The sequence below is a fragment of the Bradyrhizobium sp. CCGUVB23 genome, from assembly GCF_024199885.1.
Lineage (GTDB): Bacteria > Pseudomonadota > Alphaproteobacteria > Rhizobiales > Xanthobacteraceae > Bradyrhizobium.
Genome location: NZ_JANADQ010000001.1, coordinates 5,203,740 through 5,230,388, shown reverse-complemented (window position 1 = coordinate 5,230,388; position 26,649 = coordinate 5,203,740). Strand labels below are relative to the sequence as shown.

General features: G+C 60.6%; 24 protein-coding genes and 1 pseudogene. 12 read left to right on the top strand and 13 right to left on the bottom strand.

The features are described 5' to 3' along the window. Positions 1-118 precede the first annotated feature (118 nt). Positions 119-409 carry a pyridoxamine 5'-phosphate oxidase family protein gene (locus NLN62_RS24255; RefSeq protein WP_254110479.1) on the bottom strand — a complete coding sequence of 97 codons (291 nt, stop codon included), beginning with the start codon at positions 407-409 and terminating at the stop codon, positions 119-121. Positions 410-898: 489 nt separating this feature from the next. Between NLN62_RS24255 and NLN62_RS24250 the strand changes: the two genes are divergently transcribed. Together NLN62_RS24250 and NLN62_RS24245 are read left to right on the top strand one after the other, a co-directional pair. Continuing rightward, positions 899-1,462 (top strand): hemerythrin domain-containing protein, encoded by a 564-nt coding sequence (locus tag NLN62_RS24250; RefSeq protein ID WP_254110478.1) that lies wholly within the window; start codon positions 899-901, stop codon positions 1,460-1,462. A 515-nt stretch (positions 1,463-1,977) separates the two neighbouring features. Continuing rightward, positions 1,978-2,250, top strand: coding sequence for a cytochrome c (locus NLN62_RS24245; RefSeq protein WP_254110477.1), 273 nt, complete (start codon positions 1,978-1,980; stop codon positions 2,248-2,250). Positions 2,251-2,309: 59 nt separating this feature from the next. Here NLN62_RS24245 and NLN62_RS24240 read toward each other — a convergent pair. Then, a pseudogene (locus tag NLN62_RS24240) lies at positions 2,310-2,459 on the bottom strand (helix-turn-helix domain-containing protein); the annotation flags it as partial. 550 nt (positions 2,460-3,009) lie between these two features. Continuing rightward, a complete protein-coding gene (locus NLN62_RS24235; protein ID WP_254110476.1) occupies positions 3,010-3,291 on the bottom strand; it encodes a hypothetical protein in 282 nt (93 codons plus the stop codon). Between the two features lie 1,156 nt (positions 3,292-4,447). Between NLN62_RS24235 and NLN62_RS24230 the strand changes: the two genes are divergently transcribed. The 3 genes from NLN62_RS24230 to ppsA all read left to right on the top strand — a co-directional run bounded on the left by NLN62_RS24230 (position 4,448) and on the right by ppsA (position 10,295). Continuing rightward, complete coding sequence (locus NLN62_RS24230) at positions 4,448-5,722, top strand: MFS transporter (protein WP_254110475.1); 1,275 nt, start codon at positions 4,448-4,450, stop codon at positions 5,720-5,722. An 871-nt stretch (positions 5,723-6,593) separates the two neighbouring features. Next, entirely contained in the window at positions 6,594-7,532 is a 939-nt protein-coding gene (locus NLN62_RS24225; protein WP_254110474.1) for a 1-phosphofructokinase family hexose kinase, read from the top strand. 342 nt (positions 7,533-7,874) lie between these two features. Continuing rightward, positions 7,875-10,295, top strand: a complete 2,421-nt coding sequence (gene ppsA, locus NLN62_RS24220) for a phosphoenolpyruvate synthase (protein WP_254110473.1) — start codon at positions 7,875-7,877, stop codon at positions 10,293-10,295. On the opposite strand, the gene NLN62_RS24215 is transcribed toward ppsA, so the two are convergent. Together NLN62_RS24215 and NLN62_RS24205 are read right to left on the bottom strand one after the other, a co-directional pair. After that, positions 10,237-10,635, bottom strand: a complete 399-nt coding sequence (locus NLN62_RS24215; protein ID WP_254110472.1) for a CBS domain-containing protein — start codon at positions 10,633-10,635, stop codon at positions 10,237-10,239. The genes ppsA and NLN62_RS24215 overlap by 59 nt on opposite strands. Before the next feature lie 387 nt (positions 10,636-11,022). Beyond that, the gene (locus NLN62_RS24205) at positions 11,023-11,451 is read right to left on the bottom strand and encodes a DUF1476 domain-containing protein (protein ID WP_254110471.1); all 429 of its coding nucleotides are present in this window, start codon (positions 11,449-11,451) and stop codon (positions 11,023-11,025) included. A 92-nt stretch (positions 11,452-11,543) separates the two neighbouring features. Between NLN62_RS24205 and NLN62_RS24200 the strand changes: the two genes are divergently transcribed. The 7 genes from NLN62_RS24200 to NLN62_RS24170 all read left to right on the top strand — a co-directional run bounded on the left by NLN62_RS24200 (position 11,544) and on the right by NLN62_RS24170 (position 18,463). Further along, positions 11,544-12,332 (top strand): universal stress protein, encoded by a 789-nt coding sequence (locus NLN62_RS24200; protein WP_254110470.1) that lies wholly within the window; start codon positions 11,544-11,546, stop codon positions 12,330-12,332. Positions 12,333-14,141: 1,809 nt separating this feature from the next. Beyond that, positions 14,142-14,543, top strand: coding sequence for a helix-turn-helix domain-containing protein (locus NLN62_RS24195; RefSeq protein ID WP_254110469.1), 402 nt, complete (start codon positions 14,142-14,144; stop codon positions 14,541-14,543). Then, a complete protein-coding gene (locus NLN62_RS24190) occupies positions 14,540-15,397 on the top strand; it encodes an IS3 family transposase (protein ID WP_254110468.1) in 858 nt (285 codons plus the stop codon). The genes NLN62_RS24195 and NLN62_RS24190 overlap by 4 nt, the downstream gene beginning before the upstream one ends. Before the next feature lie 119 nt (positions 15,398-15,516). Continuing rightward, on the top strand, positions 15,517-15,945 hold the full coding sequence (locus tag NLN62_RS24185; RefSeq protein WP_254110467.1) for a universal stress protein: 429 nt from the start codon (positions 15,517-15,519) through the stop codon (positions 15,943-15,945). A gap of 217 nt (positions 15,946-16,162) precedes the next feature. Then, positions 16,163-16,369 carry a hypothetical protein gene (locus NLN62_RS24180; RefSeq protein ID WP_254110466.1) on the top strand — a complete coding sequence of 69 codons (207 nt, stop codon included), beginning with the start codon at positions 16,163-16,165 and terminating at the stop codon, positions 16,367-16,369. A gap of 112 nt (positions 16,370-16,481) precedes the next feature. Beyond that, positions 16,482-17,180 carry an alpha/beta fold hydrolase gene (locus NLN62_RS24175; RefSeq protein WP_254110465.1) on the top strand — a complete coding sequence of 233 codons (699 nt, stop codon included), beginning with the start codon at positions 16,482-16,484 and terminating at the stop codon, positions 17,178-17,180. Between the two features lie 125 nt (positions 17,181-17,305). Next, a complete protein-coding gene (locus NLN62_RS24170) occupies positions 17,306-18,463 on the top strand; it encodes an SbmA/BacA-like family transporter (RefSeq protein ID WP_254110464.1) in 1,158 nt (385 codons plus the stop codon). Positions 18,464-18,739: 276 nt separating this feature from the next. On the opposite strand, the gene NLN62_RS24165 is transcribed toward NLN62_RS24170, so the two are convergent. The 8 genes from NLN62_RS24165 to trbE are packed head-to-tail and all read right to left on the bottom strand — an operon-like array spanning position 18,740 to position 26,646. Then, positions 18,740-18,979, bottom strand: a complete 240-nt coding sequence (locus NLN62_RS24165; RefSeq protein WP_254110463.1) for a DUF2274 domain-containing protein — start codon at positions 18,977-18,979, stop codon at positions 18,740-18,742. Between the two features lie 2 nt (positions 18,980-18,981). Continuing rightward, entirely contained in the window at positions 18,982-20,178 is a 1,197-nt protein-coding gene (locus tag NLN62_RS24160; RefSeq protein WP_254110462.1) for a TrbI/VirB10 family protein, read from the bottom strand. Further along, entirely contained in the window at positions 20,175-21,116 is a 942-nt protein-coding gene (gene trbG, locus NLN62_RS24155; protein WP_254113645.1) for a P-type conjugative transfer protein TrbG, read from the bottom strand. The genes NLN62_RS24160 and trbG overlap by 4 nt, the downstream gene beginning before the upstream one ends. 29 nt (positions 21,117-21,145) lie before the next feature. Beyond that, positions 21,146-21,826, bottom strand: coding sequence for a conjugal transfer protein TrbF (gene trbF, locus NLN62_RS24150; protein WP_254110461.1), 681 nt, complete (start codon positions 21,824-21,826; stop codon positions 21,146-21,148). Between the two features lie 50 nt (positions 21,827-21,876). Beyond that, positions 21,877-23,094, bottom strand: coding sequence for a P-type conjugative transfer protein TrbL (gene trbL, locus NLN62_RS24145; protein ID WP_254110460.1), 1,218 nt, complete (start codon positions 23,092-23,094; stop codon positions 21,877-21,879). After that, positions 23,091-23,474, bottom strand: coding sequence for a putative entry exclusion protein TrbK-alt (trbK-alt, locus tag NLN62_RS24140; RefSeq protein WP_256575953.1), 384 nt, complete (start codon positions 23,472-23,474; stop codon positions 23,091-23,093). The genes trbL and trbK-alt overlap by 4 nt, the downstream gene beginning before the upstream one ends. Beyond that, positions 23,474-24,208: a P-type conjugative transfer protein TrbJ gene (trbJ, locus tag NLN62_RS24135; protein ID WP_254110459.1), complete on the bottom strand. Its 735-nt coding sequence runs from the start codon at positions 24,206-24,208 to the stop codon at positions 23,474-23,476. Before trbJ ends, trbK-alt begins: the two co-directional genes overlap by 1 nt. Then, entirely contained in the window at positions 24,205-26,646 is a 2,442-nt protein-coding gene (trbE, locus tag NLN62_RS24130; RefSeq protein ID WP_254110458.1) for a conjugal transfer protein TrbE, read from the bottom strand. The genes trbJ and trbE overlap by 4 nt, the downstream gene beginning before the upstream one ends. Between the last annotated feature and the right edge of the window lie 3 nt (positions 26,647-26,649).

Genomic DNA, 26,649 nt, shown 5'->3' with positions numbered 1-26,649 from the left:
CGTTCTTTCAGACCTTGCAAGGCGATCGGGCTCGGTCGCGCTGATGAGCGCTAGCGGGCGATCAGGTCGGTTTGTCCAAATCCCTTTGAGTAGTCGAGCAGGGAGACGATCGTGGGTGTCAGGCGGAAGACGCAGACGTCCGAAGTTTTCGGCATCGGGAGATCAAGGCCCTTCTGGTTCGATATCGCGAGATCAGGAGCCGCAAGGCCTTTTCGAATTCGGCAGGATCCGTTACGAGCTTTGCGCGTGCCGCCATCGATAGGCCCTTGATGTCCATTACTTGCGCGGGATCGTCATCCACGGCCAGCGAGACCCGATCGTCGCTTGCGAGGTTTGCCACCTTCTGACTGTCTGCTCCGCACAGGAAATAGACAGCGAGGCCATCGTTGGCGTAGCCAACGGTAGTCACCTGGGGCCAGCCGTTACCTCCGAAGTAGCGTGGCTTTTTGAGGCAGGTCAAATGCCGCCGAAAAAGCCGGCGCCAAGCCTAGCCGCAGTCAGCCCGACCGGCCGACGTCGCCTCATGCAATTTCTCGGCACGGTAGCGAAAATCCTTCTACCTGACGGCTTCTTGACGGCGCGCATGGGAGAAGATCGGTGTCGAGGCGCGCCGGACAACGATCGGGAGCATTCAAGTCACCAATCGGTGACGCTCAACCTTCGAGCCTCCAATCGCCACCGCATAGAGAACGCCCTGCGCGACATCGCCGTCGGACTAGAGGCTGTGGGAATCTGGATCTCGGCTCGTATGCGGTCCCACGAGGGCGCGCGGCTGCCGGTGAGCCTTTGCCCGGGAAAAAACCCAGTTCAGCGGAATTTGACCAGATTTGATCTGTCGCAAAGCAGATACAGGCCAGAGGACCATTCTTTAACGCGGTTCACTCAGTGGAGTGTTGCCATGATCATTGAACGCCTATCTCAAGAGCATCGCAATATTGAGACGCTGCTCGCCATCCTTGAGCGCGAACTCGAGGTGTTCGACCGCGGAGACCGTCCCGACTACGAGGTTATTCGCGCGGTGATCAGCTATTTCGAAGTCTACCCGGAAGTTTATCACCACCCCCAGGAAGACCGCGTCTTTGCCAAGCTAAAAGCGCGTGATCCGGCTGGGGCTGCGAAGGTCGGCGATCTCGCTCGCGAGCATCAGAAGGGGGCCGAACGCTTGCGCCGCGTCGCTCACGTGATTGACAGCGTGCTCGCGGATCGTGAGGTTCTTCGCCAAAATGTGGATACTATCGTTCGCGATTTCATCGAGCAGGAGCGCCGTCATATGATGATGGAAGATCGCGATTTCTTTCCCGCTGCGCTTAAGGCGCTAAAGCCGCAGGATTGGACCGAGATCGCCTCGGCGGTAACGGGTCGTAAGGATCCGCTGTTCAGCGATGTTGCCGAAGAGCGGTTCGATGCGCTACGGGCACATATTCTGCGGCTGGAGCAAGAGGCTGAAGCCGAACGAAAGTAGCCGCGTTTCCAATTCCCAGATGTGGCCGAATACAGAGGGGTGAATGAGTTCCAGAGCTAGGCGACAGGCGAAGAACTTCGCCCGGCGCCTCAGTGATCTGTCCGTTCCATCCAGAGGCGCGAACCATCAGGGCTTCGGAGTAAGTGGGGTCGCCAGTTAACAAGATATGAGCCGCCCTGCCGACCACTGCCAATGGCCCTTCCCCTCGAAGAGCCCCATGCCTCGTTCATCATCCGCTTCGCCAAGGATGTCCTCGGCGAAATTGGCCAAATGTCGGAGGTCTGCCAGACCACCATCGAACTTGACGCCCGGGACGAACGGGAGGCGGAGCGGATGGCAAAGGCAAGATTCTGCGATATCCAAGGGACCCACGACTGGTCTCTGCATGCGGATCGTCTGAAGGTAGAGACCCGCCTGACTTTCCATCCTAGTCGCACCGTCTACTATCCTCGAGCTGAAACGTTAAAAGGCCCACCATGTGCGAAGCACCAAAATCCTCCTTCGTCGCATTTCTCGTGTTCGCAATTCTGGCACAATCCGCCGTGGCCAATCCCCAACGCGGCAAGGACATCGCACAACGCTGGTGCTCAAACTGCCATGTCGTCGAATCCGGCCAGACGAATGCCATCGACCATGCGCCGACATTCAGCCAAATTGCGCGAACGCCCGAGTTCGATCAGAACCAACTCGCGTTCCTGCTGCTCAGGCCTCACCCCAATATGCCAAGCCTGTCGCTCCAGCGGTCGGAAGTCTCGGATTTGGCAGAGTACATCCGGTCACTCAAGTAAGAAGAGCCGGACGCATCAGCGCGCCAAGGAGGAATGCTGCGCGTTCAAATCGCAGAATGCGAATCGCCTTGCTCCCGCTCGCGCATTCGCCAGCGGCTCACGCTGGCCGCGCTGACGCCAAATCGCTCGGCAGCCTGCCGGCCTGAAACCCCACTCCCAATACAGGCAAGCACACGTTCGCGAAGATCCATCGACAGCGGTTTCGCCATGCCCGCCGGCCTCCAGCCCTTGGGCTAACGCTCTAGGGAGCGGCCCTGCCGTTCTCATTCTGGTTGAGGCAGGTCAAGGCGAGCTGCCGGCTCGAGCCCCCGACAGGATTTGCCCGAGTTTTTGATCTCGGCTGCGTAGGCTCTCGACAGACGCCCTGCCGCCTTAGAGGATTGTTGTTTGAGGTAGCGCCGTAGGCATTCCACGCTTCGCTCCCTCGGCAGCCTGCACGGGCCGCAAAAGCCTCCGGGAAAACCCGGACAGCCGCCTTTAACTCAATACAAACCGCGCCCACTCGCGGGCGCAAGCGCTTGCGCCGCGTGGGGCGCGGAGGTTGATGCTCGCTTTCTCAGGCCGCGAGAACACTGGCACTGTCGGCGCTGGCCCCGTCGGGCACTGGCACTATCGGCTCTGCTCCCGTGGCGCTCGTGGTGCGAGAGACCGTTTCGATCAACCCAGCCTTGGTGTAGACCGCACATGCAGATGACCCAATTCACGACCAGGTGAAGGGGCAGATCGATCTGGCACGACGACGCGCGCACTAGCTGTCCGCTAGAGCCTCGGATCGATTGAACCCGCGCACCGGGGACACTGACCGTCTGCGGCTTCACCGAGTTGCTCCCTGAACTCTTCTCTGAGAACTTGAAGCGTCCAGGTCGTCCCATCGCTTTTGACGATCCTCTTGGCGCGCTCAAAGGCGTGGCCCTCGGCAGCATCATCACCCACGCGAATAGTTACCTGAGGGTGGAAGGGGCAGGCTGCGACTGCGCGGGTTGTCTCAAGGGCATAGCGCACGGTCGCGGTGAGGTCGTCAGCGTAATCATTGGCGTACATGTCAAGCCTCCTGTCACTTCGGCTGGGCGAGACCATGACGAGAGCAGTTAAGGTGAGGTCCGGAGAGGAGCCGGGGACCTCATAACCTCAGCAGCCTGACGACAGCCTAGGCTGATAGGCACACCTCGCTTTGATGTTGCGCAAGAACCGCGCCCTCGAGCCACTGGCCCTATAGTGGATAAGGGCCATGCGATTCAGTGTGCTCGCGAGGCACGTCGGTTGACGTGGGAACATGGTCAACGCTTCCGACGGCCGTTGCATGCCCCTCAGCGCGCTGCGAGCATACTTGGACGGCAGGGGAGGCCGCTTTCTCAACCTTATACAATTTTTGCGCCTTCTGGGATCCTTGCGCCAGATCAAAGTTCTCGGGGACATCAGGCGTGAGGGGCAAGGCCGTAGGAAGGGGCGCCAGGAGCGTGGGGCAGCATGGATGACGGACTGGACCGCAGCGGCGGCGGCAAAGCCCTAGCGGCCCACTGGATCGCTTTCCAAACCGGCCGAGCAAGGCATCAGCAGGCTTCGTAAAGTGAGCGGCGCGATAAGGGCTCTCCGCTCTGCAACTTCAAGATCATCGTGACGGTTGTCGCCCAAGGCACGTACTGTGCCGTGTCGGTGTTCTGTGTGCACAAGTCTAGTTGTACGGCTCTTGGCTTTCGATCTCGCGAGCTCTCAAGACGCTGAGCAACACCATAACCATCGTCTTTCGTGAAGATGCTCCGATTTCAGAATAGCGCCATCTGGTCAACTCGTCGCTCATGCTCTGACCTGGGCTTGCTAAGTTGACCGATTACTGACAATCGCTTCTTGCTGGACGGAAACCCGTTCGGCGTTCTTTCTGATCCTGTAAGCCCGCTCCGCGAGACCGTCGTACCCGGCAGCCACCTGCATCAAGTGCATCGCTTGACTTCGATACAGGTGGCTTGCATGCCTCATTCGCGCCGCCCTCGCCTTCCAATAGTTTGCGCCATGAGCGCAGTCGGAATTCTCTCCATCCAGCTCTAAAGCAGCCCATCTAAATCTGATCGAGGCTCTGCGATACGAATAGAAGCGCTCGTCGCGATCGCGCCGACCACTCGTGTGACCAGGCAACCGGTGGCAGAAATTGATTCAGGTCAACACCTGCCCCACGGTCACTGTGACTATGGCAATTATAAACATGCCCCCTCGCTTAGCCGCACATATCAGCGAATTCAAGCAATCGTTGCGGCTATTGCGGACGCCACGCTTCGGCACCTACTACGGTGCCACGCTGCTCTCGAACATCGGAGCGTGGTCGCAGCAAGTCGCCGAGCCATGGCTCTTGCTCAGCCTTGGTGCGTCCTCGTTCCTGATAGGCCTCGATGCCTTCGTGCAGTCCGCGCCGGCATTGATGCTCATCCTGGTCGGCGGGATGCTGGCAGACAGAGCTGATCGCCGGCTGGTTATCACTACGTTCCAAGCCATCGAGATGATGTGCCCGGTGACCCTTGTGATTTTGCTGTTCACACATCTGGTCGAACCCTGGATGGTGGTGACCTTGTCGCTGATGGTCGGAATTACTGATGCGATCTCGATGCCGTCCTTTCAGACGATTGGGCCGTCCATCGTCAGGCGCGACCAGATTCCGACCGCAATCGCCCTCAGCGCGACACAGTTCAATCTGTCGCGGATCCTGGGCCCGGCGCTCGCCGGCATTCTGATGGCGAGCGTGGGCGTGATCGGCTGCTTCGCCGCCAATGCGGCATCCTACCTGCCTTTCATTGCGGTTGCGCTGTGGATCTTGCCGGGCGGCGCGCTCGTAGCTCATCCCGACCAGGTTTTCGACCGCCATCATCTCTTCGTCGGTCTGCGCAGGATCGTAACGTCCGAGCATATGCGCGGCGGCCTCATCACTGTGCTGACGACAAATGCCTTGTGCGGCCCCCTCATCGTCTTTTGCCCCGTACTGGTGAAGGAGATTCTCGGTGGCGACGCAACGCAGTTCAGCGTGTCGTTAGGAGCGTTTGGCGTTGGTGGATTGTTGGGGGCGATCGTGATGCTCGGGATTGCGGCTGGCGCCGACAGACGCAAGCTGAGCTCCAACCTCGCTGCGGCCTATGGCGGATTGACCGCGCTGGCTGCGATCAATCCCTGGATCTCGGTACTGCCGGTCCTTCTGGCGCTTGCCGGCTTCACGATGTCCATCAGCAACACCTCGGCCAATTCCCTCTTGCAGGCGACCGCGCCTCCCCGGCTTCGCGGCAGAACCATCAGCCTCTATATGCTGGCGATGCGGGGAGGCCTCTCGATGGGAAGTCTGCTGGCCGGCATTTCCGTCGATCTCCTGGGCGTGCGCTACGCGCTCTTGCTAAACGGCTCGCTGGCTCTCGTTGCCCACCTGGCCATTGGACGGCGCTGGATTCGAGCTCCGTTGCCCATTTTCGACGGGCAGGCGCGAACGGCGGGACTGTGAGCCCGCGTACGAGCTGCTGCGCCAGACGGCATCGCAAGCAATCCTGTTCCTCGTCCAGCCCGGTGGCCGCTCGTGAAACAAGCGAGATGCCAACGTGCCGGCTGATTGATCGAGGTCAACTTTTCGCAGCGGAGCCCGCTAATATTAGTCATGATTGCGCCCGAAGCCTCGGGTGCTGCCGACAGCGCAACCGCCATCTAGCGGGAGGGAACCATGCTCAGAGCTGTGCGCGCCAAATCGATTTGGCTCACATTCGCTGGTGTTCTCGCTGGTGCATCCTTAATCCTGGCGACGTGGGAAGTCGCGATAGCGGCTCGCGGCGGAGGCAATTACGGTGGAGGCGTCGCCTTCCATGGCGGAGGCGGGGGTTTCCGCGCCGGGGCGGCGGCTTCCGCGGCAGCGGTGTCCGCTCTTTTGCTGTGCCGGGATCAGGACGCGGCTACAGCTCCAGGACCCACGCCTCTCATGGCGACGTGGGCGGCAACGCCGTCTATTATTCGCGTGTCAGGGCAAGCACTTCACCCGACGCTGTCCCCGGAAACCGCGCAGTCTCAAGCCGCATGACGTGCGCAGTAGGCCACGCACTATCCTTACGTCAGCTCCAGAACGCTCTGCACACACAGGGGGCTTGCACAATCCGATGACCCGCGCCGCCATCACAGCGAGCGTCGCAGGCGCCGTCTGGAACCATCATCTGGCGGCTTCGCTCGCATTTCCTGGGACGGCATAATGACGGGTAAGCAGGTCCTATTTCATTCAGCGGCGTGGGAGGTTCTCCGCGGGACTTGCCGACGTGGTAGCCGCGACGTTGGCCCAACTAGAGCGGGCGTGATCCGACCGCGCATGCGATTCCACGGTTCTGGCCAAAACGATGAATAATATCCTCACGGTCACACCCAATCCGGCGGTCGACGTGTCGACATCGGTCGAGAGAATTGTCCCAGTGGCCAAGCTTCGAGGCATTGGGCAGCGTCGTGATCCGGGCGGCGGAGGCATCAACGTCGCGCGCGTCGTCAAGCGCCTCGGCGGTAATGCCAGGGCGCTCTATCCTGTGGACGGCTTGACGGGAGATCTGCTGCGTGCACTGCTCGACAAAGAGGGCGTTGCCAGCCTGACCTTTCCAATCGGCGGCGAGACCCGACAAGACTTTTTTGTGAGCGAAATCAGCACAGGCCAGCCCTTTCGGTTCATCCTACCCGGGCCGCAACTCACCGAAAGCGAATGGCAGCGGTGCCTCGCTTCGCTGTCCGGAATGCAACCGTTTCCGAGCTTCGTGGTTGCAAGTGGAAGCTTGCCGGGCGGCATTCCTGACGACTTCTTCGCAAGGATCGCAAGAATCGTCAAACAACGCGGCTCCAGGATGATCCTCGACACGTCAGGCCAGGCCCTCGCTGCTGCGATGGCTGAAGGGGTCGAGTTGGTCAAGCCAAACCTGCGCGAGATGAGGGAACTGGTTGGCCGCGAGCCATCCAATGCCGCCGAATGGGAAGCTGCCGCGAGAACGCTGGTCCAGAGCGGCAAAGCCGCGACCGTTGCGCTCACCATGGGCCATCTGGGCGCGGTGCTCGTGACGAGAGACCGAGTGTTACGGGCGAAGCCCCTCACGATTACGCCCGTCAGCGCGGTGGGTGCAGGCGACAGTTTTCTCGGCGCGCTGGTCTGCGGGCTGGCATCGGGGGCGGCTCTCGAAGACTGTTTTCGACAAGCCGTTGCTGCGGGTGCCGCGGCTCTACTCAATCACGGCACCGGGCTCTGCCTGCCTGGCGACGTCAAGCGTCTTGCCGAGCAGGCCGTGCTTACGGAAGGCTGATCGACGAAATGCGCTGGGTTCCGGCTCCTGAAGCGGCGCTCCATGATTGAGCCGATCGAGGGACTTACCCGCTCGCGCGATGATGCCCAATCGCGATACGGGCGTGGTTGTCGACGCCCCAGTTGAACGACGCCTACGCCCGGTAAGAGCCACGGCCTTTAAGCTCGCCCAGCGTCATGGCATCGGACAGGAATTTCGGGGCACAGAGGACCTGCCCTACAGTCGGTCGCCCCGCCAAGGCGCCCCGTTGCTACGCCCTTGATCTTTCGCAAAACGACGGTGTGTAGATGCCAGAATATGCTTGCCGCCGAGCCGCTATGTTGCAGCGCAGGAGACGGCGCGATGGATGCATCCGCTTACATTCGCTGGTTCGAGGATATCCGTCTTACCGACGTTCCGGCGGTCGGAGGCAAGACCGCATCGCTTGGAGAGCTTTACTCGGCACTTACGCCTGAGGGCGTCAAAGTCCCGAACGGTTTCGCGCTGACCGCAACGGCTTATCGCGATGCCCTGACCGACGCGGGCGCCTGGGACAGGCTCGGTCACCTTCTTGCCGGCATTGACAAGCGACGGATCGCTGAGCTTGCACGTCGTGCCGCCACGGCACGCGCTATCGTTTATGCCGCGACCGACCGGGAGGATCTCCGCCAGGAGGTCGCGCAGGCCTATCGGCGGCTGGAGCGGGAATATGGACGCAACGTAGCTGTTGCGGTCCGCAGCTCGGCCACCGCCGAAGACCTGCCCAACGCAAGCTTCGCCGGCCAGCACGACAGCTTCCTCAACATCCGAGGGGCGGACGACCTATTGGCCGCCTGTCGCCGCTGCTTTGCTTCGCTATTCACGGATCGCGCGATCTCCTATCGCATCGATAATGGCTTTGACCACTTCAAGGTCGCGCTCTCGGTAGCGGTCATGAAAATGGTCCGCTCCGACCTCGCGGCCAGCGGCGTCATGTTCACGCTCGACACCGAGACCGGGTTTCGAGATGTCGTCTTCGTGACTGGAGCCTACGGGCTTGGCGAAAACATCGTGCAAGGCGTTGTGGATCCGGACGAGTTCTATGTTCACAAGCCGACATTCAAAGCCGGCTTCCGCGCCCTGCTATTGCGCCGCTTGGGAGACAAGGCGAAGCAGATGGTTTACGGTCATGGCCAAAAGGCCACCCGCAACGTTGCCACACCACCGAACGATCGCCAGCAATTTTGTATCGATGACAAGGAGGTTCTCACGCTGGCCGAATGCGCAATGCTCGTCGAAGACCACTATTCGAAGAAGGCCGGCAAGCCGACACCTATGGATGTGGAATGGGCAAAGGACGGCAAGGACGGTTTGCTCTACATCATTCAGGCTCGTCCCGAGACTGTGGCTTCCCGCCGAAAGCCGGAAGCGCTTGAGAGCTACAGATTGAAATCGCCCGGCAAAGCCTTGGCCGAAGGCCGGGCCGTCGGCGAGAAGATCGCGGCGGGTCGCGTTCGCCTGATCAGGAGTGGGCGGGAACTCAAGAACTTCAGGCCGGGCGAGGTGCTCGTAGCTAGCGCGACAAGCCCGGACTGGGAGCCGGTAATGAAGCTCGCCGCTGCCATCGTGACCGACCATGGCGGCAGAACCTGTCACGCCGCGATCATCGCGCGCGAACTCGGGGTTCCGGCGGTGGTCGGGACCGGAAATCTCAGCAAAAGAGCGAAGATAGGAGCGGCAGTGACCGTATCCTGCGCCGACGGTGATATCGGTCATGTCTTCGAGGGTTCGCTGCCGTACGAGGTCGAGCAGATCGCGACTGAAGGACTTCAAAAGCCCCACACCGAAATCATGGTGAACCTCGGCAATCCGGAAGTCGCGTTCAAGACCGCATTGCTACCGAGCGATGGCGTTGGCCTTGCCCGTATGGAATTCATCATCAACCAGCACATCGGTATCCATCCGATGGCGCTGGCCTGCCCCGACAAGGTGACTTCGGCGCGAGATCGGCAAAGGATCAAGCTACTGACCGCCCGTCACAAGCGTCCTTCCGACTTCTTCGTCGAGCGCCTGTCCGAGGGTGTCGGTACCATCGCGGCGGCGTTCCATCCGCGGTCGGTGATCGTGCGCCTCTCCGATTTCAAGACCAATGAATATGCGAACCTTCTGGGCGGTGCCAATTTCGAACCCAGCGAAGAAAACCCGATGCTCGGATTTCGGGGCGCAGCGCGCTACGCTCACCCTGCCTATGCGCAGGGCTTCGCGCTGGAGTGCGCGGCACTGAAGCGCGTGCGGGAAACCATGGGGCTCACCAACCTGAAAATCATGGTTCCCTTTTGCCGGCGGGTCGAGGAGGCGCGCAAGGTCATCGAAGCAATGGCAACCCATGGCCTCAAACGAGGCGAGAGCGGCCTACAAATATTCATGATGTGTGAAATCCCGAACAATGTGATCCTGATCGATCAATTCGCCCAACTATTCGACGGTTTCTCTATCGGCTCCAACGACCTCACCCAGCTCACGCTCGGAGTCGACCGGGATTCCGAGATCGTTGCCTTTGACTTCGACGAGCGCGACCCGGGCATGTTGCAGATGCTGTCGATGGCCGTCCTGGGTGCAAAACGCAATGGCCGCCACGTTGGCATTTGCGGCGAAGCTCCGGCGAACTACCCGGAGATTGCGAGGTTTCTAGCTGAGCTAGGCATCGATTCAATCAGTGTGAACCCATCGAGCGTACTGCGGACGATCAAGATCGTCCGCGACGCAGAGCACGAGAGTGCCGAAGGCGAGCGCGCCGCGGGCTAGGCGCCCCTGCGCTGATGCAGCTTGAGGGCTTCCCGCACCTCGTCGCGTTCTCATCAACGCAAACAGGATGACGGCTCATCACCGTTTCGACCCGCATTCCCGCCATGCGTTCTCGAGCGAGTTGCCCCTCCTGTCTGCCTAACAGCCATTCGAGCCAAAATCCTTCCGAATAGTCCACACCTAGCTCGCGCCGATGAACGAAATCCCCTTCTGAAATGATGCCGACCAATGTCCCTGCCTCATCAAGAACGGGAAGGCCGCGCTGGTTCGTTTCGAGCAAGAGATCAATGGCGTCCAACAGCGGAGCGCCTGGCTTTACCGTCGCGAACGAAGTTCGCATGATGTCTCCCGCTCGCATGTTTTGCTCCGTCCGATATGCTTGTCTTCCTGGTCTGCAGAAACCATCCAAAAGACACCTAGCCGCAGGAAGATCTCATGTGATATTTCCGGCGCTAGTGAGACATCAACAGGCAGACCGAGCCTGTTGCAGCAGACCTTGCGTCAGACCACCGAACATCCATTCTCCTAGGCGGCTATGCCCATAGTCTCCGGTAACGATGAGGTCGGCGCCTACATCCGGGGCCAATCGGACAAGGTAACCCGCATCGGGCTCCGACGTGTGCACCCGCACCTCGTGCTGGCAATTCACGCCGTGCCGCTGAAGATAACTGACAACGTCTCGCACCTTCTAGCCTCTTCTCTAATTCGAGCAAGGTAACGTCACGGCTCATGATCCGGGATCCTCAAACGCCCCTAAGAACGGCTGACGCACGGCCGCCTCAGCCCCGGCCACGAACCGGTCCATCGCTTGGCGAACCTCCTGCGGGGGAATGCCGATGGGTGCGAGGGCGGTAGCGATTCGCTCAATCGTCGGCTCGAACGTCGGACCTGTGACGTCGACCTCTATGGTTTCCCGAGTAAAAGCTTTGATGGCTTCCTCCGATTTGCCGAGGCGCTGCGCTGACCACCGCGCAAGCGATACCACCGCGTGCTCCCGTACCCTGAACTTCAGCTCCTCACGATGCGCGAACTCGGCTTCGAATGCGTTCTCGCGCTCGTTGAACGAGGTCATGTTTATTCCTCCCGATGGCCGATTCAGCAGCGAGTGCTCAACACAGTTAACCAGAAACACGCACTGCTCGTTGATGCAGGTCAAGATGCTCCTTTCCATCGCTGGGAGTATCGGCCTCCATCGAACGGACAGTGGCCGTGATTAGGGATATCCTTGTTCACATTCCGACGGAGCGAGTGCTGAGGCCGGTCGTTGACGCCGCCATCTCGCTGGGCGTGAGCTTTGGCGCCCACGTAGACGCCCTTGCCACGGCCTACACTTCGACCAGTACCGCTTACGTCATTCCTGGCGTCGCTGCAGTGATCGAGATAGAGCAGCAGCGCGCCGCCGAGCGCAGCGCGACGGCACTTGCGGCGTTTGAGACAGCGGCACGCAATGCGGGGATTTCCTATCAATGCCGCTCAATCGAGAATTTGCCGGAGCAAGCCGCTTCAGCATTGGGCGATGCCGCTCGCCTCTACGATCTGACGGTGGTTTTGCAGCCAGACGCGACCCTCGACTCGTTTGACAACACAACAGCAACGCAGGTTCTGCTTCAGTCCGGAGGCCCCGTATTGTTCGTGCCTCATATTTTCCGCGGCTCTTTCGAGCCCAAGCGCATTGGCATCTGTTGGGATGGCAGCCGACTTGCCGGGCGTGCCTTCAGGGACGCGCGAGACTTTTTGTCGCGCGCCGACGCGGTGGTTGCCATTTCGGTCGACGGGTCCCAGGTCGCACCCGCGGAAGCGACCGGCCAAAAGCTCGTCCAACATATGGGGCGCGCTGGATTGGCGGCGAGCCTCATCGAGTTGCCGGCAGAGCATCCCGAAATCCAGCCAACCATCCTGTCATTAGCGGCCGACGAAAATCTCGACATGTTGGTCATGGGCGCTTATGGGCATTCCCGCCTCCGGGAGGGAATACTTGGCGGCGTCACCCGAGAGATGTTGAAGACGATGACGGTACCGACCCTCATGTCACACTAACGGGTGCGTCGCCGACGCAGCTGCAAACCCGCCCTCCAGGGGACGGTCGTGCTGCTCGGCGTCGCGCCAGGTTCGATCGATACAGGCTGAGTTCAAGACTGGCCGCTGTATATGGCGACATGACGTCTCTGGCGGCAATTGCCGGCTCCAGCGATGTCTGTCAGCAACACGTGCGCGAACTCGCTCTCGCAGGCGGCTGCGCCGCTCCGACTTGCGGCGGACCGATCAGTCTGTACATGCTGGCCATGCGGGGTGGCCTTTCGATAGGCCGTCTGTTGGCAGGGGCTATCCGCCGTTTTTCTGGGGTACGTTACGCACCGTTGATAAACCGTGCCGCTCATCTCGCTATCGGTCGACGCTGGCTCGAGGGGCGGCCAGTCGGCCCGGCCCGATGGCCGAGTCTGTTTCCAATAACCAACACCAGCAAACGCCGCCTGACGAAAGGATCGGCCTCGCTCAGCCCGAGCACGAAATCGTGCTGCGACTGTTCTCCGCCACAAATCTCTCGTGCCTTACGGTACTCTCACACCGCCGGAAGCCTTCTTAACGTCATCGCGGGGGCTTCAGTTCTCCGGCGAGCCAACCAACTGAATCCGTTTTCATCGGATCCACGACGAAGGATACCACTTCGGTACGTTCGCAGGTCGAGCATTCGTAGGTGCGCTCCTCGTATCCTCTCTTCCCTGGAGAGACGCGAGCCAACGCCATCCTGTGCTTGCATTTCGGACACATCGGCCGCAAGTTGATCGACGCAGTCATCTCTTAACCACCCCATGCACATGCACGCTGCCTAGCTGGAGTCCGCAAGTCCGGGCCGGTAGGGATCGGAGGGTTTTCAGCTGATGATCACAAACCTTTCTTAAGCCGAAACAGTGAGAGAGTTGGGCAACAATTTGTCGCCTCTTAGTGCGACTTGCCGAGCACTGTTACGAACGGCACGTCAAAGACTAGTTGCCGTCAATATCCGTCACGTAGAGTACCCAGCTGCGCTAATCTTCCGCACTCGCCGTCATGATAAGCGACTGCGCCACACGATCCGCACGCTTCGACCAGTCATTCACGGCGGCGGCACCTTGATCAAGCAACACGCCGCGCAAATCGGAGTAGTGGAAACAGACGCTTGTCACGTTCCGACTCCGACATCAGGCGTTTGAATGGTTGTAGATAGCGGGAGATGAAACGCCAGAGAATTCGGGTCGATACCCTAAGGAGACATACGGAGGAGGCGGAACTGCTCAACACCGCCAGAGCCGGGCCGCGTCCGTTATTCCCCTTAAGCAACCGACCGGAATTTCGGAAGCAGTTCTCTTGAGATATAAGAGACCCATCAAGACGTCGACCGCGCCTAGCAGCAGCAACTCCGCTTAGGAGGCCAGCCATGACCGCGACGCCTTCACATTCCCTCAGCTTGCAAAGCAGATTAAGCATTGCGCATCGTCCGTCCTCGACGCGACGCTTCGTCAACCTTGATCTTGAACGGTCCCCCGCCTCTCTTCACCGACATCGGGTTCTTTCAAGCGCTAGAAGGGTCACTGCATTATTTTACCCCGATATTGAACATCGCCAGAACCGCCACTCGGGAACTCCGTCGTGCGCTTAATCAATCGAGCCGCCACCTAAGTATGAAATCGAAGCCATCGCTACGAACCTCTCCGCTCCGCCTCCCTGATACCGCTGCGGGCAAGCTGATGAGCGGGCCATGATGGCCAGGACGAGCGCTGGTGATTTGGAGTGCTCAACAAGGCAACTGGACTGCACCCCTTAAGTGAGACACGATAATTCCTGTGACAGGCATTTTGAGGATGACCTGTGGCAGGACGAGGAAAGAACCGTCAGTTTCCGACGGCCTACAAGATAAAGGCGATCAAGCGGGTTGAGAGAGGCGACGGCGTTCTGCCCGTAGCCCGTGAACTCGGGATTTCTCGCAAAATTCTCCACGACTGGATCAAGGCGTGGAAGGCGCATGGGCCGGAGGGGCTGAATCGCAAGCCCGGACCCAAGCCCGGCCCCCGGAAGCTCAAACCTCTGGCGACGTATGACGACAAGCGTTCTGCGCTCACGCGTGCGAATGCCCGCATCGCCGAGCTCGAACGGCTGGTGGGCCGCCAGCAGATGGACATCGATTTTTTTCGGGAAGCCTTGCGCGCATTGGAGCGGCCGGCAGCGCAAGGCAAACCCGCATCCGCATCATCGAAGTCATCCAAGCCATGACATCGGAGGCAACCGATGCCCACGCCGACGTGCAACGCCTCTGCCGTTTGGCGGGCCTGCCGCGCGCGACCTATTACCGGCATCTCAACAGACGCAGTCGCGAGACGGTCGAGTGCGAGCTGCGCGACCAGATCCAGCGCATTTGCCTCAAGCATCCCTTCTACGGCTATCGACGCGTGACAGCCACGCTCCGGCGCCAAGGCATGGTCGTAAATGCTAAGAAAGTCCTGAGGCTTATGCGCGAAGACAATCTTCTTGCGCAGCGCAAGGCGCCGTTCCTGAAGCCGCCTGCGGAGCGACCAAGGGACGTTCTCGTCGTCCCCAATCTGGTGCGCGGCCTGGTGCCGTCCGCCCCAGATCAAATCTGGGTCGCGGACATCACCTATGTCCATCTCGCCAAGGCCTTCGCCTATCTCGCCGTCATTCTCGACGCGTTCTCTCGCAAGGCCGTCGGCTGGGCTTTTGAGAATACGCTCGATGCCTCGCTTGCCATCTCGGCGCTCGAGAACGCCCTCCAGGCCCGAAAGCCGACGCCCGGCAGCCTGATCCACCACTCCGATCGCGGCGTGCAATACGCATCCATCGCCTATCGCCAAAGATTGGCGGATCGCGACATCACCATCAGCATGAGCAGGCCGGGCAATCCCTTCGACAACGCCAAGGCTGAAAGCTTCATGAAGACGCTCAAGGCCGAAGAGGTCAACGGCAAGGCATTCTCCGACATCAGAGACGCTCGCCGCCGGATCGATAGCTTCATTGCGGACGTCTACAACAAGGAGCGCCTGCACTCGGCGCTCGGATACCAATCGCCTCTTGAGTTCGAAACCGCGTTCGCGCAAAACAAGGCACGATAACGCATCGTGGCAACCGCACTGTCACAGGAATTATCGTGTCTCACTTAAGGGGTGCAGTCCACAACCCTCAATAACCGCCTCTTCTATTTCCTGAGGCTCACCAACTTGAGGATGCGCAGATGTTCAAGTCAATCCTGGCGCCAATCGATCTCGCCGATACTGATCATCTGGCGACGCCCGCTGTCGCTGCTGCATCAATTCTCGCCAACGTCTGGAACGGCACGGTTCGCGTGCTCTATGTGCTGCCAATGACACCGGCAACGCTTGCCAAATATGTCCCAGCCGATTTCGACACCCAGCAGCGTCAGACTTCCGAAGAAGCGCTCACCATCGTGGCGCGCGAGTCCGGGATCGAGCCGTCGCGGATCTCGATTGCAATACGGCAGGGTCGCATTTACCACGAGATTCTTGAGGAAGCGGCCTCGATCCGTGCCGACCTGATCGCAATGACATCGCATCGGCCCGCGATGCGCACCAGTTTCCTAGGCTCTAACGCCAGCCATGTGGTGCGCCATGCCAAATGCTCGGTGCTGGTGGTGCGGCACTAGACTCACGCCTGCCTGGTGTCGTAGCCATCACGGTCCGGGCGACGGCGTCGCCGCTGTCGCTAAATATGCCGCGCAACTTTTCTTCATACGCGTGCAGCTACTCTAGTTTGATTTCGCTCAAGCCCCTGTCGCGACCTCGTGCCATCGTTCCTTCGCTCGATCGAAACGTATGAGGTGGAGAGATGAGTGCATAGTCACTCTGAAGGATGGCGGCGCGATGGAACGAGCGATGGGAGCGCTGGCCAAGTACAGGTATACTTCAAGCGGCGAGTTCGTCGTCCCCGAGGGACATCCGCGCGAGTGGAAGAGGTGGTTTCTTGAGATCAATTCGGCAGAGCTCGAGGCCATCCGCAATCACGTCGACGGTGGCGACATTGTCGACATCAACCCGGTCAACCAAACCGTAAGCTCCGAGATCAACTGAAGACTCGCGAGCCGGCCGGAGGTCATGACGCAATGCTGCCTCCATCAAACGACCGTATATCTGGGATCTTGCGCCGAACGTCAGTGCCATCCGCTATAGTATGGCTCACGGCGTGCACATCTACCTCATAGAATGGATTCCGCCCGCGCGGACAGGCGGGCTCGTCGGGCTCGATCAGTGTTCGCAGGCCATCTCCGAATGCATCGACGGGAGGATCTCTCGCGAACAGAAGGGGACAAGGCTCTTTCTTATCGGTCACTCGCTTGGCGAGACGTTGGCGGCGATATACAGCGCCCGCGAACCGCACGCCATTCGCCGCCTGTTGCTTCTTGACGCGCCGCTCTGCTTTCAGCCCGCGACTAGCCAGTTTCGCGATGCGCTCGTCTCGATGGTCCCGCCCGATCTGGCCAAAATGACTGTCGTCCCGGGATCACTGCTGTCGCACGCGAGCGCGTTCGCTTCACCACGTACGTTCACATGGTCGCGGTTGGCCGATGCGGCTGCGAGCCTCGACGACCGCCGGCTCTCGACATTTACACTCGAGTTGAGCGCTGGGCGCTCGACCAAGCGCCGCTTCCTGGCAGGCTCGTCCATCAGATTCTGGAATGGCTCTATCGAGAAGATCAATTTTTGCCGAGGCATCCTGACGGTGTTGGGACGCAAAATCGGGCCTTCGGACCTCGATCTCCCAATACTTGCGGTCATCGACGCGGCTGATGAGGTCGCGCCGCTGGCATCCATCGAACCTCTGCTTGAGGCCCTACCCACAAAGGACGTCTCCCTGATCAAGTACCCCGGCGAAACGGCGTAGTATTGCAGCACCTCGGAGTTCTCGTGGGGCGCGCGGCTTATGCAACTGTCTGGCCGAACATCCTCGCCTGGCTTGTGGCTCATCGCTGAATGCCGCACGCAGCGCTTTGCTGGACCGCTATCGCGTTGACGCAGGTCAAGAGGTACGAGGGCAAACCATTTAGCTTTCGCGTAGCCATCCAGGGCCGCGGCTTGCTGATGCTGACAAGGACCAATTTCGCTCCAGAAGAGAAGCAACTCCTGCTTCGCTTCTGGCAAAGTGCCGCCGGATATTGGTGGGGGCCGTCTGCTTGGAGGGCGTGGCTTTTGGTAGTCGCGCTGATTGCCAACGTTGTCCTGCAACTATTGACGCAATACGGGTTGAATTTCTGGAACCGCGACTTCTTCAATGCCGTTGGCCGGAAGGATCAGGCGGAGCTCTTGAATCAGGCGTTGCGGTTTGTGCCGCTTGCGGGAGCCAGCATCGGCCTGACTGTATACTCGGTATGGGCGCGCATGACGTTGCAACGCTCCTGGCGCGCCTGGCTGAGCAATCAGCTCTACGATTACTGGCTTCAGGATGATCGCCATACAAGGCTACGCTTCATAGCCGGGGACCACGAGGCTCCCGAGTATCGCATCGCCGAAGATGCCAAAGTTGCAACCGATCTGCCGATCGACCTGGTGATCGGCCTGCTCCAGTCGCTGCTCACGATCGTGACGTTCATTGGGATCCTCTGGTCGGTCGGTGACAGCCTGACAGTCGATGCTGGCGGCTTCGTCCTGACTATTCCCGGCTATCTCGTCCTCGCTGTGATAGCGTATTCGGTGCTGCTCGCGTTCGGTATCTGGCTGACCGCCGGCCAACTGACGCGCGTCATCGAGGAAAACAAGCGCATGGAGGCCGATCTGAGAGCGATCGGAACCCACGTGCGCGAGAGCGGCGAAGGGACAGCGTTGCTGGATACCAAGTCGAGTGCGCGGCATGCCGTCGGCTCGGCATTGAAAGCCGTGATCGGTGTCTGGCGGATCTATTGTTGGCAGCTGATGCGAATGACCCTCGTCACTTACACCAGCCTCTTGATCACTCCGGTCATCGGCCTGCTGCTGTGTCTTCCCAAATACCTTGTTGATACCATGACGCTTGGCGAAGTGGTCCAGGCGTCCGCCGCATTCGTCGTGGTACAGACCGCATTCAACTGGTTCACTGACAACTACGCCAAGCTCGCGGAATGGACCGCTTCAGCCAATCGGGTGGCCTCACTCTTGCTCGCGTTGGACGAGGACCATTCGCGCTCGCCGTGAGCGCCCAACTTGCGGCCAGCTTGTCTATAGTGAAGCCGTCTTGAGCCCCCAGGCAGCGGGCCGCGCAACCTGGGCAAACCCAACCGGCTCGGCGACTGACGCAGGCCCGCGTCAGAACGCCCTTTTGATGGTGATCAATGTGCGTCCACCTCGTTCATGGCTTAGGGAAACTGCGCGATGGCGCGGAACCGAATCGTATGGGCTCTTCGGCAGTGTGGCGCAATGATAACGAAAAAATCCCACATTGAAGAAGTTCCTTAAGCTGCTGGCCGAGCGCTATCCCATTCCAGCCCCAACCTGATGCTGTTTTCGAGCCCTGGCGAAGGCGCGATCGGTCGCCATGAAGCGGGCGAGCATAGGAGCGATCAGCTTGGTAGGATCTTCTACCCGCTGATCGATTTCCCGTGAGAGGATATCCGCGTAGGCGAGTAGCTCGCGATGTATGGTTGCCGGCAATTCGACCGTGATCTTGACCGGCTTGTCATTTAATATTGGTCCAATCTTAAGCTTAGCCATCATCATCCTCGATACGGTTCAAGCACGAGATCCCGGTTGACGATAACCGTCACCGGAAAACCTGGACGTATGGTCAGCGTCGGCTGGATGTTGAGATTGCGCCGAACGAGCTGTTGACCGGCCTGGTTGGCAGAGTCGCCCGCTCCGCGTCGCAACGCCTGGATGAGTGCACTGTTCGTGTTGTTGACGTCGCTTCCAGAATTCACTTCGGTCCCAACGGCGAGCAGAGTTGAGAGCGCGGCCGCGCCCAACAACTCCTTCCAGTGATTGTCGACTTGATCCTCAAGGCCAGAATACCCCGCAGCGTCGGCTCCTGGCTGCCGCTCCAGCACGATGGACCGGCCGTTCGGCATGATCAGCCTAGTCCAGACCAGAAGCACACGCGACTGCCCGAATGCGACTTGGCTATCGTAAGTCCCGATCAGCCGCGCCCCCTGCGGAATCAGCCGGGTGCGGCCCGTCGGAGTATCATAAACCGCCTCGGTAACTTGCGCCGTGATAAGGCCAGGGAGATCGGAGCGGACCCCTGTCAGCAGCGCACCAGGAATCACTGTCCCTGCCTGGACCACGAACGGCGATGCAGGTTTGACCATACGATCGGGACTAGTGGTGCGTCGATCGACGGATGCGTTCACGAAGGCAAGCTTTCGGTCCTGGCCGTTCTGCGCGAATGCTTCGTCGGACGATGTCGTCCAGCTCGCAGGAGCATCATTCGAAGCCGTTGTTGCGGAGAGAGGCCGGACATTCGTGGAGGCGAACAGCTTGCTCGTGCGCGCCGCTTCGCTCTCCTGATTCACCCGCTGTTGCTCGGCATCAACCGCCAATGGGCCAGTCTGCGTCTGCGCGGCAACGATCGGTCGCCCCAGATCGCCGGGCAAAGGCGGTCCAAGCGGCGGCGCGTCTTTCGAGACGCCGGTGTAGTCCTTCGGCAGGCCGGCAAGCTGGTCGGCGACATTGTGGTGATCGGTCGAGTAGAGCTCTTCCGAAGCAGGAGCGCGCTTCTCGCTTGATTGCAGCGCCAAGAACACGGCTCCAGAGATAATAGCAAGAACCAGGGCGGTGCCTCCGATCAAGACCCTACGCGAGATCCGCGTCACGCCGGGACGTTCAGGACGCAGCTGAAAAGCTTTCGAAGCATCGTCCTGCGCCTGCGACGGAACATTATTCTGGTTCGTAGGACCGCCACTTGGGCCGCTCATAGCGGCCTCCCATCGCTTCTGACGATACGCACCTTCTGCTGGTTCTCACCTCCCAGCCTCAACTCAGCAGCAGCGAACAGCCGATCGACGATCAGTAGGCTTCCGAAAGCGCGATAATTGACGAGCTCGGTCTTCCCATCCTGCCCGACGATGAAGAGGGGTGGCATCTCACCCTGTCCGATGCCTGGCGAAAACTCGATGTAGACCTTGCGTCCGTCGTCATACGCGTTGATCGGACGCCAGGGCGGGTTGTCGCCCTCGATGGTATAGCGATAGCGGCGCTGGGTCGGATCTGGGATGAACGGCGTTGGTGGCATTGCTCGGCCACGCTTGCGATCTTCGGGATAGAACCAGGTCACCGAAGGCATGTACGGCTTTTCGCGGGAACGCAGCTCGAGCAGATAGGTGCGCCGATCGGTGTTGACGACGAGATTGGTCGAGACTTCCGGCCGGGTCGGCTTGACCATAATGTGGACGCGGCGGGTATCCCCGCTGCCACTTTCGGTGTCGCCGACGACCCATCGCACGGTATCGCCGGCAGCGACAGGTCCCGAACCGATCAGTTGCTCGCCCGGCTCGAGCGCTATGTCGGTGATCTGTCCCGGTGCGGCATAGATCTGGTAGAGAGCGCCCGGGCTATAGGGAAACACCTGCACTGCGTTAAAATACGCGGCTTTGCGGGGCTGAACACGAGCCGCGTCGTTAGCGCTCTCGATCCTTTCGATCGGCTCCTTCGCTTCCTTTTGCTTGCCGCCGCGCGCCGGGATCCAGGAGGGCGGCACGTGGAGCGGTCGCGGCCGATCCTCGCTCACCGCCGGCGGATCGGGAAGCGGCGAGAGATCGCTGTCGTAGCTAATCTGCGGCGGCTTGAAGGTGGTACACCCGCCGAGCGCGAAGACCGAGACCAAAAGAGTTGACGCCAAGCTTCGCCGCAACATCGTTGATGTTTGACAAATGGAGGGCATGCTCATCCCAGCTCCTTGGACCAGTTGATTGCGTTGACGTAGATGCCGAGTGGATTCTTACGCAGGCGATCGACGTCGCGAGGTGGCTCCAAGACGATCGTGAGAATTGCGCTCCAACGCTCGGTGGCGGCAATCTGCCCATTTTCGTAGCGCCGTTCGATCCAGGCCAAACGGAAGCTCTCGGGTGAGGCCCTAATGACGCTGGAAACCTCAATCGCCACCTGCGTCTTCCCCACTTTTGCGAACGGATCGTTGTTGCGTGCGTAGTCGTTCAGGGCTGCAGCGCCGCGGTCCGTCGTGAAATCGTAGGCGCGGAGCCAATCTTGGCGCAGCACGATCGCGTCCATGGGAAGGCCGCGAACATGTTCGATGAACCGAGCGAGGTGAAACGCGATCTGGGGATCACCGGGCTGGTAAGAGGAGTCCGCGGGGGCGACGGCCTTCACCTCGCCGAGACGATCCACCTCGACCACCCAAGGCGTGACGGTGCCCCGTGCTGAATCCCAAACAAGCGCAGCGGCGAATCCGGCGGACAGGAACAGGCAGCCGAATGCCATCAGACGCCAGTTTTTGGCCTGGACGCGTGCCGAGCCGATGCGCTCATCCCAGACCTGAGCTGCTCGTTGATAGGGCGTGACGGGTGCAGGCGTGCGGCCATAGTGAACGGCCGATCGTTTGAACATGCTTTGACCTCAGGAGATGAATGGGAATGGAACATGGGTGATCGCAGGCGTTAGCCCTCACCCTGTGAGAGATCGACGGAAGCGCCTCCTCCGCCGTGATCGCCTGCGCGTACGGCTTGCGTAGCGCTTGAGGCTCCATGACTGATGGTCTGCGTCCGTTTCATGCGGCGAACCCACGCGGGCGCTCTCTCGGACGACGCGGAATCGCCACCACCCGCGCTGCCGCTCGATCCACCGGAGTGGGCGGCAGCAGAGCGTAGGGGGCTGGCTGAAGCCGACGTAGTTGCGCCCGTGGCGCCGGACGAACTTCCTGCACGGAAGGCGCTCAAGGTGGCGCCTGCAATGGCGCGGCCTCCCCCCACGGCACTTCCGGCCGCCGCGGCGCCACCGGCTGCGAGCGCGGCTCCAGCCGCAACCACGCCACCGGCCGCCAAACCGGTGCCGACAGCGCTACCTGCGCCGAGTTGTGGTCCACCAGAAACGATCCCGTTGGCGATGCCGGGGCCGAAGATACCGAGCCCAAGCAATGAAAGCGCCCCCAATACCAGCGCCATCGCACTCTCAATGGTCGGCTGGTTGCCGCCAAATCCCGACGTGAACTGCGCAAAGAGCGTCGAGCCAATGCCGACGATCACGGCCAGCACCAGGACCTTGACGCCGGACGAAATCACGTTGCCGAGCACCCGTTCCGCGGCGAAGGCCGTCTTCCCGAACAGACCGAAGGGAATCAGCACGAAGCCCGCAAGCGTCGTCAGCTTAAACTCGATCAAGGTAACGAAGAGCTGGATCGCCAGAATGAAGAAGGCGAGCAGAACCACGATCCAGGCGAACAGCAGGACGGCGATCTGGACAAAATTCTCGAAGAAGCTGACGTAGCCCATCAGGCTGGAGATGGACTCCAGAATCGGCCGGCCGGCGTCGAGGCCCACCTGCGCAATCCGGCCCGGACGCAAGAAATCCGCTGACGACAGGCTCGCGCCGGAGGCTTTTAGGCCGAGGCCTGCAAAGCTTTCGAACACGATCCGGGCGAGGCTGTTCCAATTGCCGATAAGAAAGGCAAAGACGCCGACGAACAGGGTCTTCTTGACGAGGCGAGCGACGATGTCCTCATCGCCGCCCCAGGACCAGAACAGCCCAGCTAGCGCGATGTCGATCGCCGCGAGTGTGGTAGCGAGATAGCTGACCTCGCCGCCGAGGAGCCCAAATCCGGAGTCGATATAGCGGGTGAAGGTTTCCAGGAACTGGTCGATGACACCGGTGCTGTTCATCGCTCATTCCCTCCGGATGTAGGCACGGAGGGGTAGCCAGACGGTAGGCGGCCTTCATCTTTTGGTGATGGTGGAATCGGGCTGTTAGCCGACGCTCCATCAATCGCTGGCCGTACACTCCCCTCCCTCTGGTTCAGGAATTGGCGCCGCTTCTCGGCCCAGATCTTGCGGCATTCGAGCCATGCATCCCTCTGCTCGTAGGTGACCGTACGGCACCGCACGAGCTTGGATGCAAGAGGATCGGTTTCTTGGATAGCCGAAGCAGGAGCCGCGGTCTGATCCTCGCCGCTGCGCAACTGGATTGCGCAGGCGCCGACGATCATGGCGAGGAGCAGCGCGGCTGCCCCGATCGAGATGCGGTTGAACCTGTCTGTCGTCATCAGTGAAACATCTGTACGGTTGTGGACTGATAGCTTTGACCTGAGTTAAGGAAGCGGCGGAGCTGCTCTCTCCCCTGGTCCTGCGCGACGGCGCGCTGCGCGGACTCCAGGCTCTGAGCGCGTCCCTGTGCGGCAACGACAGCGGTGAGATCGGCAAGCTGCTGGGCCTGCAATCCGAGGAGTTGATTACTTGCCTGATTTGCCTGGAGTGCGCCGGTCGCACCTTGGCTTGCGGTCACGAGCACCGACATTTGGGTTCGGTTGGTGTCGAGATTGCCGACGACGGTGGCCTGCACGCGCATCGCGTCCTGCAAGCCCGCGACCGCGTTCTGCCAGCGCGCTTGTGCATTGGCCACCAGGGCCTGGTCCGACGAGCTTGACGACGCCGGCGCGTAGGTCGTCGAGAACGCCCGATCGATCTGCTGGATGTCGTAGGCAATGCGCTGAGCCTGCCCAAGCAATTGCTGAGTCCGCAGGATCGACTGATCGAGCTGCAATAGGGATGAGAACGGCAGAGTCGCCAGGTTCTTTCCCTGGTTGATCAGCATCTGCGCCTGATTTTGCAGCGACGTGATCTGGTTGTTGATTTGCTGCAATGCGCGTGCGGCGGTCAGCACGTTCTGTGCGTAGTTGTTGGGATCGAACACGATCCATTGCGCCGACGACGGCTTGGGGGTGCCGGCAAGAACGACAGCGATGGCGCCGGCCACCACGACACGACGGAAAAGACTCATGAGGACGCCTCCAGGTTGGTGAGATGTGGGATGAGATCGCAGGCCCAGCCGATATCCCTGGCCTGCAGCCAACCGGGCACAAAGTTCTCGCCGCCCTCTTCGACCAGCACCTTCTCGATCAGCGCCTGGTCGGCTTTCGAGGAGGCGGCCACAAACGCCAAGGCGACCTCACCAAGGCCAAGTTCAAACAGGCGGTTGCCACGACGCGACTGGCAGTAGTAGTCCCGCTTCGGCGTCGCGCGGGCGAGGATCTCGATCTGCCGGTCGTTCAGCCCAAAGCGGCGATAGATCGCCGTGATCTGTGGCTCGATGGCACGGTCGTTGGGGAGCAGGATCCGGGTCGGACAGCTCTCGATGATGGCGGGTGCGATTCCCGAGCCGTCGATGTCGGCCAGCGATTGGGTGGCGAAAATTACGGAAGCGTTCTTCTTGCGCAGTGTCTTCAGCCACTCGCGAAGTTTTCCGGCAAAGTCCGCGTCATCGAGCGCAAGCCAACCCTCATCAATGATGAGCAGGGTCGGTCGGCCATCGAAACGATCCTCGATCCGGTGAAACAGGTATGACAAGACGGCTGGCGCAACCCCCGTACCGATCAATCCATCGGTTTCGAAGACTTGAACCGAGGACTCGCCCAATCGCTCACTCTCGGCATCGAGCAGCCGATCGTAGGGACCGCCTAGGCAATAGGGCTGGAGCGCCCGCTTCAAAGGATTCGACTGCAAGAGCACGGAAAGACCTGTGAGGGTCCGTTCCTGAAGGGGCGCCGAGGCGAGCGACGTCAGGGCCGACCAGACGTAATCCTTGACCTCCGGTGTGACCTCGATCCGTTCGCGGGTCAGGATCGAGGTGATCCATTCGGCCGCCCAACCGCGGTCCGCGGGATTGTCAACTCTCGCGAGCGGCTGGAGGGAGACAAACTCGGAGACCTCACCGGCAACCGCGCCGCCAAGATCATGCCAGTCGCCACCCATGGCGATGGCGGCCGTCCGGATCGATCCGCCGAAATCGAAAGCGAAGATCTGCGAAGCCGGATAGCGCTGGAACTGCAGCGCCATCAGCGCCAACAGTACCGACTTGCCGGCACCCGTCGGGCCGACGACCAGGGTGTGCCCGACATCGCCGACGTGGAGGGAGAACCGAAACGGGGTCGATCCCTCCGTCTTGCCGAAGAATAGAGGTGGCGCCCTGAAGTGATGGTCCCTCGCCTCCCCTGCCCATACCGCTGAGAGCGGAATCATATGCGCCAGGTTCAGGGTCGAGACCGGGGGCTGGCGGACGTTGGCATAGACGTGCCCCGGCAAGCTGCCGAGCCAAGCCTCGACCGCATTCACCGTCTCGATCATGCAGGTGAAGTCGCGCCCCTGAATCACCTTCTCGACGAGGCGCAGCTTCTCGTCAGCGGTGCGGGCATCCCGGTCCCAGACGGTGATTGTCGCGGTGACGAAGGCCGCGCCGATCTGGTCCGTCCCCAGTTCCTGGAGCGCAGCGTCGGCATCGATGGCCTTGTTGTGCGCATCTGTGTCGAGAAGCGCGGAAGCCTCGTTGGTCATCACCTCCTTCAGGATCGCGCCGATAGACTTCCGCTTGGCAAACCACTGACGACGAATCTTCGTGAGAAGTTTCGTCGCATCCGTCTTGTCGAGCATGATCGCCCGGGTCGACCACCGATACGAGAAGGCGAGACGGTTGAGGTCGTCGAGGATCCCCGGCGTGGTCGCCGTCGGGAATCCCACTACGGTCAGAACGCGAACGTGAGCTTCGCCCAGCGTCGGCTCAAGGCCACCGGTCAGGGCCTGATCGGCGAGCAGCGCATCGAGATACATGGGGATCTCTGGCACGCGAACCCGATGCCGCTTCGTCGAAACGGTGGAGTGCAGGTAGGTCAGCGTTGCCTCATCGTCGAGCCAGGCGCACTCCGGCATAAATCCTTCAATGAGCTGGAGGACGCGGTTGGTCCGGTCGACAAACCCGCTCAGGACCTCGCGCGCATCAGCACCGACCGTGCGGCTGCTATTCTCATAGAGGAGCCGCTCTGCCATCGCGGCACCCTCCTCGGGCGGCAGGTACAGGAACGTCAGGTAGTAGCTCGAGTCATAATGGGCGCCCGCTTCCTCGAACTGCGCTCTCCGCTCCGCGTCGACCAGGGCCGATGCGACATCGGGAAACGTGCTTTGCGGATAGGCACCTGCGGAATGCCGCTGCGCCTCGACAAAGACCGCCCACCCCGATCCAAGGCGACGGAGCGCGTTGTTCAGACGACCGGCGACTGCGACGAGTTCGGCCGGCACAGCGCTGTCGAGATCCGGTCCCCGAAATCTTGCGGTCCGCTGGAACGAACCATCCTTGTTGAGAACAATTCCCTCATCGACCAGCGCTGCCCAGGGAAGAAAGTCCGCCAAGCGCGTCGTTGAATTTCGGTATTCGGCAAGATTCATCATAGG

Coding starts and splice junctions, on each gene's coding strand:
- NLN62_RS24250 (WP_254110478.1), top strand. CDS start 899: ATGATCATTGAACGCCTATCTCAAGAGCATCGCAATATTGAGACGCTG.
- NLN62_RS24235 (WP_254110476.1), bottom strand. CDS start 3,291: ATGTACGCCAATGATTACGCTGACGACCTCACCGCGACCGTGCGCTAT.
- NLN62_RS24230 (WP_254110475.1), top strand. CDS start 4,448: ATGCCCCCTCGCTTAGCCGCACATATCAGCGAATTCAAGCAATCGTTG.
- NLN62_RS24225 (WP_254110474.1), top strand. CDS start 6,594: ATGAATAATATCCTCACGGTCACACCCAATCCGGCGGTCGACGTGTCG.
- ppsA (WP_254110473.1), top strand. CDS start 7,875: ATGGATGCATCCGCTTACATTCGCTGGTTCGAGGATATCCGTCTTACC.
- NLN62_RS24215 (WP_254110472.1), bottom strand. CDS start 10,635: ATGCGAACTTCGTTCGCGACGGTAAAGCCAGGCGCTCCGCTGTTGGAC.
- NLN62_RS24190 (WP_254110468.1), top strand. CDS start 14,540: ATGACATCGGAGGCAACCGATGCCCACGCCGACGTGCAACGCCTCTGC.
- NLN62_RS24185 (WP_254110467.1), top strand. CDS start 15,517: ATGTTCAAGTCAATCCTGGCGCCAATCGATCTCGCCGATACTGATCAT.
- NLN62_RS24180 (WP_254110466.1), top strand. CDS start 16,163: ATGGAACGAGCGATGGGAGCGCTGGCCAAGTACAGGTATACTTCAAGC.
- NLN62_RS24165 (WP_254110463.1), bottom strand. CDS start 18,979: ATGGCTAAGCTTAAGATTGGACCAATATTAAATGACAAGCCGGTCAAG.
- NLN62_RS24160 (WP_254110462.1), bottom strand. CDS start 20,178: ATGAGCGGCCCAAGTGGCGGTCCTACGAACCAGAATAATGTTCCGTCG.
- trbG (WP_254113645.1), bottom strand. CDS start 21,116: ATGTTGCGGCGAAGCTTGGCGTCAACTCTTTTGGTCTCGGTCTTCGCG.
- trbF (WP_254110461.1), bottom strand. CDS start 21,826: ATGTTCAAACGATCGGCCGTTCACTATGGCCGCACGCCTGCACCCGTC.
- trbL (WP_254110460.1), bottom strand. CDS start 23,094: ATGAACAGCACCGGTGTCATCGACCAGTTCCTGGAAACCTTCACCCGC.
- trbK-alt (WP_256575953.1), bottom strand. CDS start 23,474: ATGACGACAGACAGGTTCAACCGCATCTCGATCGGGGCAGCCGCGCTG.
- trbJ (WP_254110459.1), bottom strand. CDS start 24,208: ATGAGTCTTTTCCGTCGTGTCGTGGTGGCCGGCGCCATCGCTGTCGTT.
- trbE (WP_254110458.1), bottom strand. CDS start 26,646: ATGATGAATCTTGCCGAATACCGAAATTCAACGACGCGCTTGGCGGAC.